At 61.4% G+C, this 17762-nt stretch carries 15 protein-coding genes; 10 read left to right on the forward strand and 5 right to left on the reverse strand.

Annotation, left to right across the window (positions count from 1 at the left end; all coding sequences use genetic code 11):
• The first annotated feature begins 379 nt into the window (after nucleotides 1-379).
• The gene (locus tag ACQY7U_RS22695; RefSeq protein WP_428649749.1) at nucleotides 380-1432 is read left to right on the forward strand and encodes a LacI family DNA-binding transcriptional regulator; all 1053 of its coding nucleotides are present in this window, start codon (nucleotides 380-382) and stop codon (nucleotides 1430-1432) included.
• A 3-nt stretch (nucleotides 1433-1435) separates the two neighbouring features.
• Here ACQY7U_RS22695 and ACQY7U_RS22700 read toward each other — a convergent pair whose 3' ends face one another.
• Both ACQY7U_RS22700 and ACQY7U_RS22705 read right to left on the reverse strand, forming a co-directional pair.
• Nucleotides 1436-2860 carry an aldehyde dehydrogenase family protein gene (locus ACQY7U_RS22700; RefSeq protein ID WP_428649752.1) on the reverse strand — a complete coding sequence of 475 codons (1425 nt, stop codon included), beginning with the start codon at nucleotides 2858-2860 and terminating at the stop codon, nucleotides 1436-1438.
• A 154-nt stretch (nucleotides 2861-3014) separates the two neighbouring features.
• Nucleotides 3015-3992 (reverse strand): GlxA family transcriptional regulator, encoded by a 978-nt coding sequence (locus ACQY7U_RS22705; RefSeq protein WP_428649755.1) that lies wholly within the window; start codon nucleotides 3990-3992, stop codon nucleotides 3015-3017.
• A 129-nt stretch (nucleotides 3993-4121) separates the two neighbouring features.
• Between ACQY7U_RS22705 and ACQY7U_RS22710 the strand changes: the two genes are divergently transcribed.
• Genes ACQY7U_RS22710 through ACQY7U_RS22725 form a run of 4 tightly spaced genes read left to right on the forward strand, consistent with a single transcriptional unit; the run spans nucleotide 4122 to nucleotide 8608 of the window.
• Complete coding sequence (locus tag ACQY7U_RS22710) at nucleotides 4122-4832, forward strand: GntR family transcriptional regulator (protein ID WP_428649758.1); 711 nt, start codon at nucleotides 4122-4124, stop codon at nucleotides 4830-4832.
• Nucleotides 4833-4863: 31 nt separating this feature from the next.
• On the forward strand, nucleotides 4864-5769 hold the full coding sequence (locus ACQY7U_RS22715; RefSeq protein WP_428649784.1) for a dihydrodipicolinate synthase family protein: 906 nt from the start codon (nucleotides 4864-4866) through the stop codon (nucleotides 5767-5769).
• A 2-nt stretch (nucleotides 5770-5771) separates the two neighbouring features.
• A complete protein-coding gene (locus ACQY7U_RS22720) occupies nucleotides 5772-7271 on the forward strand; it encodes an aldehyde dehydrogenase (protein ID WP_428649761.1) in 1500 nt (499 codons plus the stop codon).
• A complete protein-coding gene (locus ACQY7U_RS22725) occupies nucleotides 7268-8608 on the forward strand; it encodes an NAD(P)/FAD-dependent oxidoreductase (protein ID WP_428649763.1) in 1341 nt (446 codons plus the stop codon). Before ACQY7U_RS22720 ends, ACQY7U_RS22725 begins: the two co-directional genes overlap by 4 nt.
• A 247-nt stretch (nucleotides 8609-8855) precedes the next feature.
• Here the strand turns inward: ACQY7U_RS22725 and ACQY7U_RS22730 are convergent, their stop codons facing one another.
• Entirely contained in the window at nucleotides 8856-9878 is a 1023-nt protein-coding gene (locus ACQY7U_RS22730; protein WP_428649766.1) for a permease, read from the reverse strand.
• Nucleotides 9879-9968: 90 nt separating this feature from the next.
• Here ACQY7U_RS22730 and ACQY7U_RS22735 point away from each other — a divergent pair, with 90 nt between their 5' ends.
• Nucleotides 9969-10820, forward strand: coding sequence for a LysR family transcriptional regulator (locus tag ACQY7U_RS22735; RefSeq protein ID WP_428649769.1), 852 nt, complete (start codon nucleotides 9969-9971; stop codon nucleotides 10818-10820).
• A gap of 54 nt (nucleotides 10821-10874) precedes the next feature.
• On the opposite strand, the gene ACQY7U_RS22740 is transcribed toward ACQY7U_RS22735, so the two are convergent.
• Both ACQY7U_RS22740 and ACQY7U_RS22745 read right to left on the reverse strand, forming a co-directional pair.
• Nucleotides 10875-12422, reverse strand: coding sequence for a trimethylamine methyltransferase family protein (locus ACQY7U_RS22740; protein ID WP_428649771.1), 1548 nt, complete (start codon nucleotides 12420-12422; stop codon nucleotides 10875-10877).
• A gap of 48 nt (nucleotides 12423-12470) precedes the next feature.
• Complete coding sequence (locus ACQY7U_RS22745) at nucleotides 12471-12968, reverse strand: hypothetical protein (RefSeq protein ID WP_428649773.1); 498 nt, start codon at nucleotides 12966-12968, stop codon at nucleotides 12471-12473.
• Nucleotides 12969-13022: 54 nt separating this feature from the next.
• On the opposite strand from ACQY7U_RS22745, the gene ACQY7U_RS22750 reads away from it, so the two are divergent.
• The 4 genes from ACQY7U_RS22750 to ACQY7U_RS22765 form a co-directional block, all read left to right on the forward strand.
• Nucleotides 13023-14633: an ABC transporter substrate-binding protein gene (locus tag ACQY7U_RS22750; RefSeq protein WP_428649775.1), complete on the forward strand. Its 1611-nt coding sequence runs from the start codon at nucleotides 13023-13025 to the stop codon at nucleotides 14631-14633.
• 188 nt (nucleotides 14634-14821) lie between these two features.
• Nucleotides 14822-15778, forward strand: a complete 957-nt coding sequence (locus ACQY7U_RS22755; RefSeq protein WP_428649777.1) for an ABC transporter permease — start codon at nucleotides 14822-14824, stop codon at nucleotides 15776-15778.
• Between the two features lie 10 nt (nucleotides 15779-15788).
• Nucleotides 15789-16853, forward strand: coding sequence for an ABC transporter permease (locus tag ACQY7U_RS22760; RefSeq protein ID WP_428649780.1), 1065 nt, complete (start codon nucleotides 15789-15791; stop codon nucleotides 16851-16853).
• 2 nt (nucleotides 16854-16855) lie between these two features.
• The coding region (locus ACQY7U_RS22765; protein ID WP_428649782.1) for an ABC transporter ATP-binding protein at nucleotides 16856-17762 on the forward strand (907 nt) is incomplete at its 3' end.

The following is a 17762-nucleotide window of genomic DNA, read 5'->3' on the forward strand; positions in this document are numbered from 1 at the left end:
TACTGAACGAGATTTACCAACGTTTTCCACCGGCTCTCGAGGAGCTGGCGCGCGCCGCCCGCCTCAGGCCCGCGGGCCGTACAAGCGGCGGATTCGTGATCCGGAAGTACGCGGCGCTTGCGATCCGATTGGAAAATGAATTCAGAAGGGTGATGAGTTTCCGTCACGCAGGGACGAGAGCGGGCAGAAGCCAGGCGGCCTCTTCCCCACCCCGTCTCGACGATGAGGAACCCAGAGGAACAGCATTTGGAAAATTGACCCGAACATCCATCAACGGCCCGGCCGCCTCTAGACCGCTTCGGATGAAGGCAATATTACTAAAAATCAGCCGTAAGCTGCAGGGAGCTTACAAGAGGCCTTGCGGGAGACGGAATTCACAGTGGCGACAATCAAGGACATTGCAAAAAGGGTGGGTGTTTCGCCGACGACGGTTTCGCGCGTGCTCAGCGCCGATCCCAAATTGTCGGTGACCAAGGAGGTGCGCAAGAAGGTCATCGAGACCGCCGCCGAGTTGAATTATTCGACGCCCCGCGACAAGCGCCTGGCCCGCAGCAGCGGCGAGATGGCTGCAAGCCCGCTCAGGAACGTGCTTGTGCTGCAAGGCCTGTCGGACGACCAGGAGCTCGCCGACCCCTATTATGTCGGCGTCCGCGTCGGGGTGGAAAAGACCTGCCAGGCCATGGGACTTTCGACTGCCGTTCACTACAGCGATGACCCGGCCAGCGAAATCAGCATCGACCCGGCAACCGGGATCGTCCTCATGGGCCACCACAGCGAAGAGGCGCTTTCGGCGATCCTGGCGGAAACCGATCTCATCGCCTTTGCCGGCGAGGACTTGCCCTATTACGACTACGCGGACCGCGACACGGTCAAACATGACCTTGTCGGATCCATGTCCGCCCTGCTTTCCAATCTGGTCGACGCCGGATACCGGGACATCGGCTTCATCGGCTTCAAGCGGAACCGGCCGGACACTTCGCCCACGGTCGCCCACCAGATGGAAGCCCGCGCCGCGGCCTTCGTCGACTGGCTCAGCAAACGCGAGCTGTTCGATGAAACCCTCATGCGCCGGGAAGGCAAGACCTCCCAGAACGGCTACGATCTGACACTGGATCTGCTACGCGGGAAAAAGCTGCCCGACGTCATCGTCGCAGCCACCGACAGCCTGGCGATCGGCGCCTATATGGCTCTGAAGGAAAACGGCAAATCGATCCCCGAGGACATTGCCGTCGTCGCCTTCAACGACATTCCGGCGGCACAGTTTCTGGTCCCGCCACTCACCACCGTCAAGCTGTCGGCCGAACTGATCGGCAAGACCGCCGTAGAACTCCTGGCGGAACGCTGCGGCGGCCGGGACGTCAGCAAGAAGATCACCCTCGGGGCGAAAATCATCTGGCGGGACAGCGCCCGCAAGCCGCCGCAGAACTCTTAGCAATCAGGCGACCAGCTTCAGGTCGAGGAACTCCTCGATACCGAAGACGCCGCCCTCGTAGCCGATGCCGGATTGCTTGACCCCGCCAAAGGGGCTGCCGGCTGCAATCTCCGCGCCGTTGCGGAACACCATGCCGGCCTTCAGTTGACGCACCACGCTCTGCATCCGGACTTCGTCGTCCGTGTGCACATAGGCTGCAAGACCGTAGTCGCTGTCGTTGGCCAGCGCCACAGCCTCCGCTTCGCTGTCGAAGGGAATGAGCACGGCGACCGGCCCGAACACTTCCTGGCGCGCGATGGTCATGTCGTTGCTGACATTGCCGAAGACGGTCGGACGCACGAAATGGCCGTGCGCTAATCCATCCGGCCGCCCCGGCCCACCGGCCAGAAGCGTGGCGTCTTCATCCATGGCGGCCCGGATCAGGCGCTGGATGTGCTCATACTGCCGCCTGTTGGCCACAGGGCCGAGATGTGCCCCGGACGCGGAGGGATCACCGACCGCAATCGACTCCACATGCTCCGCTGCAAAATCCATGGCGCGCTGATAGACGGACCGTTCGACCAGAAGGCGCGAGGGCGCGTTGCAGTTCTGGCCGGAATTCGGCATGAGTTTTTCCAGGTTCCGCCGCACGGCTTTCTCGACATCGCAATCGGCGAAGATCAAGCTCGGCGACTTGCCGCCAAGCTCCAGCGATACAGGCCGGATCCTTGAAGCAGCCGCCCCGTAAACGGCACGCCCAGCGCCGGTCGATCCTGTAAAGGACACGCAATCAACGCCGGGGTGCCCGGCAAGGGCCGCCCCGACGGCGTCTCCCGTTCCATTGACAAGATTGAAGACACCTTTCGGGCACCCCGCCTCATGCAGGACATCGGCAAGGATCATTGCATTGAACGGCGTGATCTCGCTCGGTTTCAGGACGACGGTGCAGCCGGCGGCCAGCGCCGCGAAGACCTTGAGGCCGATCTGGTTGAGGGGCCAGTTCCAGGGGGTGATCAGTCCGGCAACGCCCCGGCTTTCGCGGAAAATCCTGTTACCGTTCCTGAGGTCCTCGGTCCATTTCACGTCATCCAACGCCTCCAGAATGGCGTCGAGTTGCCCCAATCCGGCGGCGGCCTGCCCGCTCCGACTCAGGTCGATGGGACAGCCGAGCTCCTGCATGATGACCTGTGCGAATTCATCAAGGCGGCCTTCATATAGCCTGCGGACTTTTTGCAAGAAGTCCCGACGCGCTGACGGCTCCGTCCGCGACCAGTCCGGAAAAGCTTGCCGCGCCGCTGCAACGGCCCGATCGACGTCCTGCACGCTGCCGCAGGAAATATGCCCGATCACCTCTACCGTGGCCGGGTTCTCAACGGCGTAATCGTGAGCGACTACCGGCGGCACCCAGGCCCCGCCGATATAGAAGGAACGGCTGTTTTCAAAAGTCACGAATTTCCCCTTATGCGGACGCCCTCCGGATGGCAACGCGCGTTACTGCGGATCCGGAAGGGTTTCAGAACATCACGGGGAGTGATTTATTTACTAAATTTTTATCTCGCACAACACGAATTTTACCGTGGCGCGCTATTTTACGGACCGAGGCTCAGACCGACTGGAAAACCGCCTGCGGGTTATCCCCGCACACCCGCTGATTATGAGGCGTCACGCCATAACGACTCTGGTAGGTCCGAATGAAGTGCGAAGGGGATTCATAACCGCAGGCCAGCGCGATTTCCGATACGGATTGTTCGGTCTGGAGCAAAAGGTTCCGCGCCTTCATGAGTTTCTGGTTGATGGCGAATTTCTTCGGCGACACCTTCAGGTGCTTCTGGAACAACCGCTCCAGCTGGCGCGTCGAGATGCCGATCTTTCGGGCGATTTCCGAGGTCTGCAGGTAATAGGGCGCGCTTTCGTTGAGCAGGCGGATTGCCTCGGCGATATGCGGATTGCGAATACCATGACGAGCCTGAAGGGAGATCTGCTGCGGCGCATTTGCAGTCCGGACACCGGAATAGACCATCATGTCGGCGACCGCGACCGCAAGGTCGTTGCCATGGCTTTCGCCGATCAGATGCAGCATCAGGTCGGCCGCCGCCGTGCCGCCGGAAGCCGTCACGAAAATCTCGTCGGCCACGAATACATTCTTGCACAGCTGAACGTCCGGAAAGTTCTCCTGAAAACTGTCATGGAAGGACCAGTGGATAGCGGCCCGGCGTCCGTCCAGCAGGCCGGCACTGGCCAGAATGTGAGCCGCGGAACAGATCGCGCCGATCCGCGTACCTCGCGCCCGCTCCCGCCGGATGAAGGAAAGGACTTCGGGCGTCGCCCGTTCGCCGACATTCTGCCCGGACACCAAAAACAGGCTTGAACGATGTGGCAGCGGCTCCAGCCCCTGGTCCACGAGCGTCACCGTCCGGTTGGAACAGACAGCCGTTTTGCCTGAGACCGACGCCAAACGCCACCGGTAGATGTCTTCGCCCTGCAGCAGATTGGCGATGCGCAGCGGCTCCACCGCGCAGGCAAAGGCGATATGGGAAAAATCATCGAGCAACAGAAAGGTGACATCGCGCGTCCGGGACATGTCGCTTTTCTCCGGCCTCTGTCGCCTCTGGCCAATTCACGGCCCTTCGAGGCTTGTATTATTTCTGTATCGCTATTGTACACATCATGTATACAGATCAGTCAACAGGAAACAAGACGGAGTGGTCCGATGTCCCTCAAGCGCGGCACGGCAAAGTGGGTTGCTTTTGAAGATCTGAAACGCGCGATCCTGACCCTGGAGCGCAAACCCGGCAGTGCCCTGGAAGAAACGGAGCTTTGCGATCTCTACGGCCTGTCACGCACCCCCTTGCGCGAAGTGCTGCAGCAGCTCGCCGGGGAAGGCTATGTGACGCTGCAGCTCAACCGCGGCGCTCGTGTTTCCGACATGACCCATCTGACGCTGCGCGATTTCTTCCTGGCGGCACCCCTGATCTACAGCGCCATCCTGCGACTCGCTGCTCAGAACGCCACGCAGGCCCAGATCGAAGAGCTGAAAGAAGCCCAGGAGGATTTCCGGGCAGCACTGGAAGCTGGCGACGTCACGGCGCGCGCGCTCACCAACGACCGCTTCCACCGCATCACCGGTCACATGGCCGGTAACAGTTATCTTCTGGCAAGCCTCGACCGGCTGCTGATCGATCACACAAGGATCGCGATGACTTTCTTCCGGCCGAAGTCGGGCGCCAAGGAAGACCCGCTTTCCCTTGCCTGCCAGCAGCATGACGAAATGATCGCGGCGATCGAAACGGGAGACGAGACCCGGGCCGCGGAACTCGCCCTGGAGCACTGGGCCCTGTCGCGGGACCAGATCGAACTCTTCGTCATGCCCGAAGGTCTGGAGGCACCGCTCGGCGCTCCGCCGAAACTGAAATCCGCTTGAAAGCCGGAGACACTTTCAAATGACCCCCATCATGACCTTCGAGGGCATCTACACGCCCGTCGTGACGCCCTATGACGACGACGGCAATGTTGTCTGGGACTCTCTTGGTGAAATCGTCGACCATCTCGTGGAAAGCGGCGTCAACGGACTGATCTCCGGCGGATCAACCGGCGAGAACTATGCCCAGACGGTCGAGGAACGGCTCGAGCTTGCCCGGTTCACCAAAGAGAAGCTCGACGGCCGACTGCCGCTAATCGTCGGTACCGGCACCATGCGCACACCCGATTCCATCGCCCTGGCCGAAGGTGCGGCCGAAATGGGAGCCGAAGCCCTGCTGGTGGCAACCCCGCCCTATTCAGTGCCGACCGAGCGCGAAAACGCACTCAACGTTCTGACCATCGACCGGGCCGCCGACCTGCCGATCATACTCTACAATTACCCGGGCCGGATGGGTGTCAACATGGGCGAGGAATTCCTTGACCGGGTGGGCCGGTCGCGCAACGTCTGCGCCATCAAGGAAAGTTCCGGCGACATCAACCGGGTCCACCTGCTGGCCCGCGACTATCCGCACATCCAGATGTCCTGCGGCATGGACGATCAGGCGCTCGAATTCTTTGCCTGGGGCGCGCGCAGCTGGGTCTGTGCGGGATCCAACTTCCTGCCACGGGAACATGTGGCGCTCTATCAGGCCTGCGCCGTCGAAGGCGATTTCACCAAAGGCCGGCGGATCATGTCGGCGATGATGCCGCTGATGCGCGTGCTCGAACAGGGCGGCAAGTTCATCCAGTGCGTCAAGCACGGGGTGGAAATGAGCGGGTTGTATTCCGGACCGCCGCGTCCGCCGCTGAAAGCCCTCAACAAGGACGACAAGCGCCAGCTCGATGAGGTTGTCCGGGTTCTGAAATCCACTGTTCAAGACATCACGGCGGGAGCGTGACCATGACCGACCTTCTGACGCGTGACGAATACAAGGCTCTTGCCGCCAGACTCGCCCTGCCGGCCAACGCCTTCATCGACGGCGGCTATCGTCCCGCCCAGTCAGGCAAGACTTTTGCGACCTTCAATCCGGCGACCGGCGAGACCCTTGCCGAAATCGCGGCCTGCGGCACTGAAGACGTCGATTTTGCCGTCCAGAAAGCCCGCGAGTCCTTTGAGGACGGCCGCTGGTCGAGGCTGCCCCCCTCGGACCGCAAGGACATCCTGATCCGCTTCGCCAAGCTGATTGCCCGCAACCGGCGGGAACTGGCGGTGATGGAAAGCCTCGACAGCGGCAAGACCATCTACGACTGCGAAACCGTGGACGTGCCCGAAACCATCCATTGCCTCAAGTGGCACGCGGAAGCCATCGACAAGATCTACGACCAGGTTGCACCCGCCTCCGACGATCATATTGCGATGATCGTGCGCGAGCCGGTCGGCGTCGTCGGGCTGGTGCTGCCCTGGAACTTTCCGCTCCTGATGCTGGCCTGGAAGATCGGCCCGGCGCTCGCCGCCGGTTGTTCGGTCATCGTGAAGCCAGCCGAGGAAACCTCCCTGACGGCCCTGCGGGTTGCCGAACTTGCGACGGAAGCCGGCGTCCCGCGCGGCGTCTTCAACGTGGTGCCGGGCTCCGGCCCGGACGTCGGTGAACCGCTCGGCCGGCACATGGACGTAGACATGATCTCCTTCACAGGCTCGACGGAAACCGGCCGCCGCTTCCTGCGCTACGCCGCCGACAGCAACCTGAAGGAAGTCGTTCTGGAAATGGGCGGCAAGAACCCGAGCGTTGTCCTGAAGGATGCGGAAAATCTTGACCGGGTCGCGGCCCATGTCGTCAACGGCGCCTTTTGGAACATGGGCGAAAATTGCTCCGCCAGCTCCCGCCTGATCGTCGAGGAAGAGATAAAGGATGCCCTTCTGGAACGCATCCTGGCCCATGCACGGGAATGGACGCTAGGCGATCCGCTCGATCCGGAGCACCGCGTCGGAGCGCTGGTTTCCAGCGCCCATTTCGGCAAGGTCTGCTCCTATCTCGAAACCGGTGCGACTGTCCTGATGGGAGGCAAGACCCATGGCGGCGCCTTTGTGGAACCCACCATTCTGGAAGCCTCGGCCCGCTCCACCATTGCCCGGGAAGAGATCTTCGGACCGGTCCTGAGCGTTCTCACCGTGAAGGGATTCGACGAGGCAATCGCGCTTGCCAATGACACGGACTACGGCCTCGCCGCCTCGATCTTCACCGGCAACGCCAGGAAGGCACTGCGCGGCGCAAGGGCCATACGAGCGGGAACCGTCACCGTCAACTGTTTCGGCGAAGGCGATATCACAACGCCCTTCGGCGGCTTCAAGCAATCCGGTTTCGGTGGGCGAGACAACAGCCTTGCCGCCCATGATCAGTACACGCAGATCAAGACAATCTGGCTGAATCTTTCCGACGACGGGGACGAGGCCGTCGGATGACACAACGGGCCGCCAAAACCCTGCCGAACCTGCCGGGACCGGCGGCCTGGAACAGGATTTTGCCGGACCAGCCGCCGCCGACTGTCCTGACCGAAGATGTTACTGCCGACATCACGATCATCGGCGCCGGGTTCGCGGGACTGTCCGCCGCCCGGCGGCTGCTGCAAATCGACAGCGGCCTGAAAATCACCGTTCTGGAAGCCGACCGGATCGCTGAAGGTTCCTCGGGCCGCAATTCCGGCTTCATGATCGATCTTCCCCATGAACTGACGTCGGAAAACTATGCCGGGGCCGGCGACGACCTGGCCCTCATCGCGCTCAACCGCAAGGCCATCTCCTTTGCCGCCGAAGCGGTCGAAGACTATGCGATCGATCCGAATTTCTTCGACCGCTCCGGCAAGGTGAACGGGGCTGCGAGCCCGAAGGCCGAAGCTCACAATCACAGCTACGCGCAGCATCTTTCCGGGCTTGGCGAAACCTACGAGATGTTCGACCTGCAGCAGATGACGGAACTGACCGGCAGCCCTCACTACCGCTCCGGACTCTATACGCCCGGCACGGTGATGCTGCAGCCAGCCGGCTACATTCGCGGCCTGGCCGATGGCCTCAGGAAAGCCGGCGTTCGCATTGTCGAAAACAGCCCGGCGCTTGAGTTTTTCAAAGAACGGCAGGCCTGGAAGATCGAAACGCCGCAGGGTTCGATTTCCTCGCCCAAAATCATCCTCACCGTCAACGGCCATCTGGAGAGCTTCGGTTTCGAATGCGGCCGGTTGATGCAGCTCTTTCTGTTCGCGGTCATGACACCGGAACTGACCACGGAGGATCTGAAGAAACTCGGCGGTCAGTCGCGCTGGGGGATCACACCCTCTGATCCGATGGGAACAACGCTTCGCCGGATAGACCTCGGTCAGGGCGGCAACCGGATCGTGACGCGGACCTGCGCCGTTCTGAAGCCGAACATGAAGCTGTCAAAGGCAAGTCTCGACCGGGCTGCCGGCATCATGCAGCGCAAGTTCGACCGGCGCTTTCCGCAGCTCGCCGGCTTGAAGATGGAGTATCAATGGGCCGGGCATCTCTGCCTGACCCTCAACGGCGTCGCCGTCATGCGCGAGCTTGAGGACGGGGTCTATTCCGGCTGCGTCCAGAACGGTCTCGGAACCGCACGCGGCACGCTCACCGGTATCGGTGCCGCGGAGCTTGCCTGCGGTGTCACGAGCGACATCACCCGGCATTTCGGCGCGGAAAAGCGCCCGAAGAAACTTCCGCCGCAGCCGTTCCGGGAACTCGGTGCCAATGCGGTCCTGCGCTGGAAAGAATGGCGGGCGGCGGAGGAATAGACCGCCAAAGGCGGAGGACTTTGGGTTTCCGGCAAGCTGCCTCTCAATCTCTCAATCGATATGAACGCCACAAATATCGCCCCGTCCTGAGGAAGCGCGTCAGCGCTGTCTCGAAGGATGGATGGCTAACTCGGGAGTCTGTCGCCCATCCTTCGAGACGCTTGGCTCCGCCAAGCTCCTCTGGATCAGGCTGTCATATGGAGAAAGACTTGCTTATTGCTGAGGAAAACAGCCGAAGAACCCTGCTTCAATAGACCAGCCCAAATCCATAACCAGCCAGAAGCGATCCGGTAACGGCGAGCGCCAGATAGAGCAGGAAGGGACGCAACCGCAGGACCGGGAATATCGCGAGCGCCCCCCAGATGCTAACGACGCCGCCGGAGACCAGAAACGCCATGGCGGCACCCGGAGACATGCCGTTGTCGATCAGCCCCCGGGTCAGGGGCAGTGCCGCATAGCCGTCGATATAGGCGGGAGCGCCGACGAAAACAGCCGCGGGAACGGCCCACCAATTGTCCACACCGACATAGGCCGCCAGCGACCCGGGCGTCAGCGCCGCATTGAGGGCATATTCGGCGAAGAATGCGGGGATCAGACAAATCAGGATCAACCGGGTTGTTGCTGCCGCCTGCCTGGCGAAGGCAAGCCGTCGATCCCTGTGCCGCCAGACACGCAGCTCAAAAGACTCCTCGCGGCTGCAGCATTTTGTCGTCAGCCTCGCGGCAAATCCGCTGTTGCGCAGGGCCGTCTCACCACCCAGTCCACGCGTGCACATGGCCGTTACCGCCCCGCCGAAGATCCCGAGGCCGAAGGCCGCCAGGGTCTTGCCAAGTGCAAAGGCAAATCCGAGCGTTGCCGCCGTTGTCGCCAGCATGGCCGGGTCGGTGACCGGCGAGGACAGCCAGAACGCCATGACCGGAGCAAGGGGAACCCCGGCCGCCAGCAGGCCGACCATCAGCGGCAGGATTGTCACACCGCAGACCGGCGTAATCGCGCCAATGGCGGATGCGGCGATGACCGATCGCAGCAGCCGGCCCTCGAAGGCGCGCCCGATGACCCTGTCGGCGCCACTGGCCATGACCCAGGCCGTGAGGACAATCCCGGGAAAAACGAGCGGGGCAACATCGAGAAGACCCCGGCCGGCAAACAGGATTCCATCGCGAAAAAACTCTGGCCGAAACCAGATCAGTCCGCCAACGAGGAACATTCCGGCACCAGCTGCAAGCCGGCGGAACCCGAAAACTGCAAACGACGCCGCCTGATCCTTCATGAACACCTCCCGTGATTGACGGGAGCATGCTAGGTGTGATTTCTATATTTATAAAACGAATATCTTAAATACCTGATATTGAAAAAACAGATGAAAAATCTTGATAGTGAACTTTTACGGACCTTCCTTGCCGTGGCCGCCGGCGGCAGTATGACGGAAGGGGCCGAACGCATCGGCAGGTCTCAATCCGCAACCAGCCTGCAGATCAAACGCCTCGAACAGGTGCTCGGGCAACCCGTGTTCGGCCGGACGGGCCGTGGCATTTGCCTGACGGAAACCGGTCAGCGCCTGCTGCCCGTTGCCAGGGAAGTCACCGCCCGGCTCGATGGCGCCCTGCGCGAGATCAACGCCGACGGCTTACGCGGAAAACTGCGGTTCGGCATGCCGGATGACCACGGCAGAACGAGACTCGCGCAAATCGTGGGGGCCTTTTCGCAATCCCACCCGCATGTGGACCTCGAGGTAACCTGCTCGATCAGCACGGAATTTCCGGCACTTCTGGCGAAAGGGCAGCTCGATATTGCGGTTTATGAGGTAGAGACGGCGGGATCGCGGGAGGAGATCGTCCTGGAAGACCCCACCTGCTGGGTCATGTCCCGTCATACGGATCTCCTGTCGTCGCCCCAGCTTCCCGTTGCACTGTTCGATCAGGCCTGCTGGTGGCGGGACGCAGCCATTGCGTCCTTGCAGAATTCGGGGAAATCTTACCGGGTCGCCTTTTCCAGCCAGAGTGTCGCCGGCGTTGCCGCGGCCGTCGAGGCCGGTGTCGCGATCGGCCTGCTCGCCAGATCGTCGGTGGGAGATCACCTGACCGTGCTCGGCTCCGAACACGGGTTCACGCCAACACCTGTTTCCAGGCTGGTCATCAACACCGCGCCCGATGCCGACGCGGATCTGACACGGGCATTCAAGACGGCCATTCGATCGGCATTCGGAAAATAGCCGGACGGCCGGCTCGCGAGGCCGACGGCTCCGTTCGGCCTGATCGGCCCTGTCCTAAAACTCCTGGTTCAGCGCGTCGGCTGCCGGGATCTCGCGTTCACGGCGGGCGATGTAGTCGAGCAGGGCTTCGTTCTTCGCCGCGTCCAGCTTCGGCTCCTCATATTCGGACAAAAGCTTCCTGGCCTGTTTCAGCGCCCGTTCGGTGATCTCGATCTCGCCTTCCGCCTTCCACTGCTCGATGGAATTGTTGTCGAACATTTCCGGCATGAAGAATGCCCGCTGGAAGTTTTCCTGGGTATGCGGATGGCCGAGATAATGTCCGCCGGGACCGACATCGCGGACAGCAGCAAGCGCCTCGTCGAAATCGTCCCACCGCGGACCTTCCGCCATCCGGTAGGCCATGGCGCATTGTTCCGCGTCGACGATGAACTTGGCGACGGAGCAATGCATGCCTGCCTCGTTCCAGCCGGCCGCGTGCCAGATGTAGTTTGCGCCCGCATGGATCACCGCGCTCAGAGTCGCGGCGCTTTCATAACCCGCCTGCGCGTCGAAGGTCTTGGCTCCGCCGAGCCCCCCGGACGTGCGCCAGGGAACATCATAGAAGCGCGCCATCTGGCCGATGAGGAAATTCATCAGGCTGATTTCCGGCGTTCCGGCCATGGGCGCGCCGGACTTCATCGACACGGTGGAGAGGTAGTGCCCGTAGATCGCCGGTGCGCCCTTGCGGATCACCTGCGTATAGGCAAGCGCGCTCAGAGCCTCGGCGTTGAGCTGAACCACCGCCGGGACCACGGAGGCCGGTGTATTGGCCCCGCCGAGCACAAAGGGTGAGCACAGCACCGGCTGGTTGCGTTTGCAGAAGGCGCGCATCGCTCCCAGCATGGTCTCGTCCCAGACCAGGGGCGAATTGCCGTTGCAGTTGCCGGTCGTCACCGGATGGTCTTCCAGATAGGCCTCACCGAAGAGGATGGCGCACATCTCCATGACGTCCTCGGCATTCTTCGGGCTCGTCGTCATGCCCATGAAGGTCTTGTCCGAGTGCTTCATCGACGAATAGGTGATGCGCAGGTGCCGGTGGCTGATGGGGTGATCATAGGGTTCCACGATATGATGCGCGCTGGAATGCAACGCCGGCAGCATGTGACTGAGCTTGTGGAACATGGCGAGATCCGCCAGCGTCGGATTGCGTCGCTCGTCGTTGAGATCACGCAGGAAGGGCGCGCCAGTCATCGGCACGAAGATGGAGCGGTTGCCGCCGAGCGGAACGTTCTTGCGATGGTCACGGGCATGATAGGTGAAGCTCGGGGGGATCGTCCTGATCAGCTCCCGAACCAGCCCCCGGTCCAGATAGACCCGCTCGCCGTCGACCCTGGCCCCGGCCTTTTTCCAGTCGTCGAGGGCGATCGGATCGCGGAAGACGATGCCCACCTCCTCAAGTATGGACATGGAGGCATTGTCGAGGCGACGGATCTGGTCTTCATCGAGCGGCTCGCACAGTGGCAGCTTGCGCGTCAGACCGGGCAGCATGCGGTGATCGGGAGCAGTACGGATGGCACGGCGGCCCGCGCGGCCACCGCTGCGGCTGCGAGTTGCGACACTCATTTGCATCTCCGGTAACGGGTCAATCCTGTCTTCAGACTGCGCTCGAATTCACCCCGACGCATGCCGGAAACCGAACCGGGTGGACATTTTCCGACATGCAGACGCAGCCAAAGGATTCCGCGGATCAAAAAGTCCTGTCGATGAGTTTCCTGACTTGCCGAAAGGCCTTTTTCCTTGATGGCGGCATAAGGGCGTGAGCAGCGCACGCCCTGGTTCGGCGAAATTGAAACCGGCAGCTGGCACAATTGCAGGCAATGGGTGATAATAAACGTTCGACGGGGAAAAGTTGTGCGCGAGCAATTTTAAAATAGACGAAAATATAGGCAGGCTGCATTCGCCGCACCCGGCTGGAACGTCGCGGCGGCGTAAAATAATGCTGCCATGCACAATGAGGCAGCAGCTTTCGAACATTAAATTTTTTAAATAATGTTTTTTCTCAAAGGGGTGGCCGAAGCGGGGCAGTTCGTGTTTTGTTATGCCGATGTCGCATATGAGCACTTCATATACGAAAAATCCGGGGATGCTACGTTTGGGTAACCAGACCATTCGTGGCTGGTGAACCGGAAAGAAAACAGCAAGGCACTTTCAAAGGGGAGTCGAATGACAAAATCGAAAGACACCGACCTGATTAACCGCCTCGAAGGGGCCGCCCGTTCGGGTGGAATTACCAAACGCGAATTCATCCGCTATTCCGTCCTCGCCGGCTTGACCGCTTCCACGGCCACCGGCCTTTGGACGACCAAGGCCAAGGCTACTCCGAAAACCGGCGGCACATTCCGCTGGGGTATCCACGACGGCAACACCTCCGACTCGCATGATCCGGGCACCTATCTGACCCGCGTGATGATTTTCCTCGCCCATACTCACCGCAGCTATCTGACGATGATCAACGGCGACGGCTCGCTGGGTCCGGACCTTGCCGACAGCTGGGAAGCCAGCGCGGATGCGTCAGAGTGGACGTTCAAGCTGACCGACAAGGCTTCCTTCCACAGCGGCAAGAAGGTGACCGCGGACGACGTGATCGCCTCGCTGAACCACCACCGCGGCGACAAGACCACTTCGGCCGCCAAGGCGCTGCTCCTGGATGTCACCGACATCACCAAGGACGGCGACTACACGGTGATCGTCAAGCTGTCCCGCGGCAATGCGGACTTCCCGTGGCTGATGACCGACTATCACATGGCCATCTGCCCGGCGAACGACGACGGCACCATCGACTGGCAGTCCGGCGACGGCTCGGGCCCGTACAAGATCGAAAACGGTGAGTTCGGCGTTCAGTTCGAACTGACCCGCCATGACGGCTGGCACCGCGAGGGCGCCTACTTCGACAAGGTCGAAATGATCACGCTGAACGACCCGAACGCACGCCAGGCGGCTCTTGTCACCGGCGACGTGGATGCGGTTTCGCTGATCGAGCTGAAGACAATGGCGCTTCTGGAGCGCAACCCGAACATCAAGATCCACAACATCCCGTCCGCTGGTGCGATCACGATGCCGATGTTCTGCGACACGGCACCGTTCGACAATCCTGATGTCCGCAACGCCCTGAAGTATTCCATCGACCGGGACGAAGTCATTCTGAAGATCGCCTACAACGCGGCGACCAAGGGCAACGACTTCCACCATTCGCCGGCACAGCCCTATTGGCCGGAAGGCATCGAACAGAACACCTACGATCCGGACCGGGCGAAGTCGCTGCTGAAGAAGGCCGGCGCCGAAGGGCTTTCCATCAACCTCAGCGTAGCGGAATCCGTTTATGCCGGCGCGGTGGACATGGCGGTTCTTTACTCACAACAGGCCAAGGCCTCGGGCATCAACATCAACGTGGTCCGCGAACCCAACGACGGCTACTACTCCGATGTCTGGCTGAAGAAGCCGTTCTGCCTCGTGTCCTGGGGCGCACGCCCGACGCCGGACGTGATGTACACGCTGGCCTACAAGGATGACGCGGCCTGGAACGAGTCGCATTGGAAGAACCCGCGGTTCAACGAGCTTCTGCTGCAGGCCAAGGCGGAACTTGATGACACCAGACGCGCCGAGATGTACCGCGAAATGGCGATCCTGGCGAAGGATGACGGCGGAACCATCATTCCGTTCTTCAACAACTTCGTCTACGCCAACAGCACCAAGGTCGGAACCCCCGAGCAGCTGGCACCTAGCTGGGAAAACGACGGTGCGCGCGCAGCGAGCCGCTGGTGGTTCGAATCCTGATCCACAATCATCGGCGGCGGACAAGTTCCGCCGCCCCCGACAAGGAACCGCCCCGCACGCCGGGACGGTTCCAGCTCCAATGGCCGGGAGCTTGTAAAAGCCTGCTCCGATAAACAGGCAGCAACGCACCCGGTTATTATGTCCGGCAGGTCGTGTGGGCACCGGACTTCCTTATTTTGGAGGGACAAATGGGGGACATCCTACAGCTGGTCGCCAGGAGACTTGGCTTAGGACTGATCACGCTTCTCGTGGTTTCAATCCTGATATTCTTTGCGGTCGAGCTGCTCCCGGGCGACATTGCCCAGGCGGTTCTCGGCCAGGGCGCGACCCCGGAAACGGTTGCCGCCCTTCGTGAAAAGCTCGGCCTCGATCAGCCGGCAATCCTGCGTTATCTCCATTGGCTCGCGGGCGCCTTGACCGGAGACTTCGGCGTGTCGCTCGTGTCGGGAGAACGCGTCAGCACCGCGATCTCCGACCGGTTCATCAATACGCTGTTTCTTGCGACTTATGCGGCCGTGATCGCCGTTCCCGTTTCGATCATTCTCGGGGTCATCGTCGCGTTGTTGCGCAACACGCTGTTCGACCGCGTTGCCAACGTCGCCACGTTGACGTCGATTTCGTCGCCCGAGTTTTTCCTCGGCTACATCCTGATCCTCTATCTGGCCGTGAAGACGAACTACTTCCCGGCCATCGCAAGCCTGAACGCGGACATGACCTTCGCCGAACTTCTGCACCGGACATTCCTGCCGGCGCTCACCCTGGTTCTGGTGGTTACGGCTCACATGATGCGCATGACCCGGGCTACGATCATCAACCTGCTGGCCTCGCCCTATATCGAAATGGCCCGGCTGAAGGGCGTCCCGCCCTGGAAAGTGATCGTGAAGCATGCCCTGCCCAATGCCTGGGCCCCGATCATCAACGTCGTGGCCCTCAACCTCGCCTACCTGATCACCGGTGTCGTCCTTGTGGAAGTGGTCTTTGTCTATCCGGGCATCGGCCAGCTTCTGGTGGATGCGGTGGCAAAACGCGACTTTCCGATCGTGCAGGCCTGCTGCCTCATCTTCGCAGCAACCTTCATCCTGCTCAATCTGGCAGCCGATGTTGGAGCCATCCTGACCAATCCGCGTCTCCGGCATCCGAAGTGAGGGCAGCGACATGAATTCATTCGTAATCGGTTATTACGCGCTGCTGATCGGGGCCTCCTGTCTGGCAGCCTATTTCAAGAAGCGGGAGATCTTCATTCTGATCTTCTCGCTGACCCTGGCATCCTTCATCATGGGCATCATCGGCGGCGTGCCGGCCCTGCGGTTTGTCACCGGCGCGGCGGGGCTTCTGGCCCTGGCGGCCGGAACGTCCTATGCTTTCCGCGAGTTCCTGATCATCATCACGCCGGAAGGCGTCGCCAAGGAACTCAGGACGGCACCGCTCACCGCCGCGTTCGGCATGTTCGTGATCTTCACCTACGCCATCGCCGGAATCTTCGCCCCGGTGATCGCCCCCTTCGGGCAGGCCGAGGTGATCTCTTCGGCTTTCGCGCCGCCTGACGAAACCATGCTTCTGGGAGCCGACCAGCTGGGCCGCGACATGTTCAGCCGTATTGTCTACGGTGCCCGAAACTCGGTCGGCCTTGCCCTGCTGGCAACCGCTCTGGCGTTTATCATGGGCGCCCTGGCAGGTCTGTTCGCCGCCACCAAAGGCGGCTGGTTCGATCAGTTCATGGGCAGGTTCGCGGATGTGATCATGTCCGTTCCGTCGCTGATCTTCTCGCTTCTGATGCTCAGCATCTTCGGAACGAACCTGGTCGTTATCGTCCTCGTGGTCGCCGTAATCTACGCGCCACGCGTCTTCCGCCTGACACGGGCCGTCGCCGGCAACGTCGTGGTGATGGACTTTATCGAAGCGGCGAAACTGCGGGGCGAAGGCACCTGGTATCTGATCCGCCGGGAAATCCTGCCGAATTCAACCGCACCGCTGATCGCGGAATTCGGCTTGGAATTCTGTTTCGTCTTCCTGCTGATCGCAGGGCTTTCGTTCCTTGGACTCGGCATTCAGCCGCCGACCGCCGACTGGGGCTCCATGGTGCGCGAGAATGCGACGCTGATTTCCTTCGGTGAACTGACGCCGCTGATCCCCGCCGCCGCGATTGCGCTGCTGACGGTCGCGGTAAACTTTGTTGTCGACTGGATGCTGTTCCGGTCCTCCGGCCTGAAGGAGGTTTGAGCATGGTTCCGAAAAAAGACGTTCTGCTCCGAATCAATGACCTTCGCATCGAAGGCTACTCGGACGAGCAATGGATCGAGATCGTCCACGGTGTCGATCTCACCCTGCACAAGGGCGAAGTGCTCGGCCTGATCGGGGAATCAGGTGCCGGCAAGTCCACCATAGGTCTGGCGGCCATGGGCTTTGCCCGGGATGGCTGCCGGATCTCCGGCGGTTCCATCGAATTCGACGGCATGGAACTGACGACGACGCCGGAAAGCGACCTGAGGGCCCTGCGCGGGTCCCGGATCGCCTATGTGGCCCAGTCGGCGGCAGCCTCCTTCAACCCCGCCCACCGGATCATCGACCAGCACACGGAGGCGCCGCTTCAGTATCGCATTCAGAAACGCGTGGAGGCACAGGAAGACGCCATGCAGCTCTACGAGCGGCTGCGCCTTCCGAACCCCGGTGAGATTGGCTTCCGCTACCCGCATCAGGTCTCGGGCGGCCAGCTGCAGCGTGCCATGACCGCCATGGCCATGGCCTGCCGTCCGGACCTGATCATCTTCGACGAGCCGACCACTGCGCTCGACGTGACGACACAGATCGAAGTCCTGGCCGCGATCCGGGACATCGTCGACCAGTTCAACACGGCAGCGATCTACATCACCCACGATCTGGCCGTGGTCGCGCAGATGGCGGATACCATCAAGGTGCTGCTGAAAGGCGAAGAAGTCGAGGAAGCTCCGACGGAGCAGATGCTGGACTCGCCGAAGGAAGACTACACCAAGAGCCTTTGGGCGGTGCGCAGCTTCAAACGGCCGCAGAAGTCGCGGCCGACCGATGGCACGCCGCCGCTGATCTCGGTCAAGAACATCGACGCTGCCTACCCGGGCGGGGCCAAGGTGCTCGACGACGTGTCGTTCGACA

Origin of the sequence: Roseibium sp., from assembly GCF_050301095.1 — a bacterium.
Lineage (GTDB): Bacteria > Pseudomonadota > Alphaproteobacteria > Rhizobiales > Stappiaceae > Roseibium.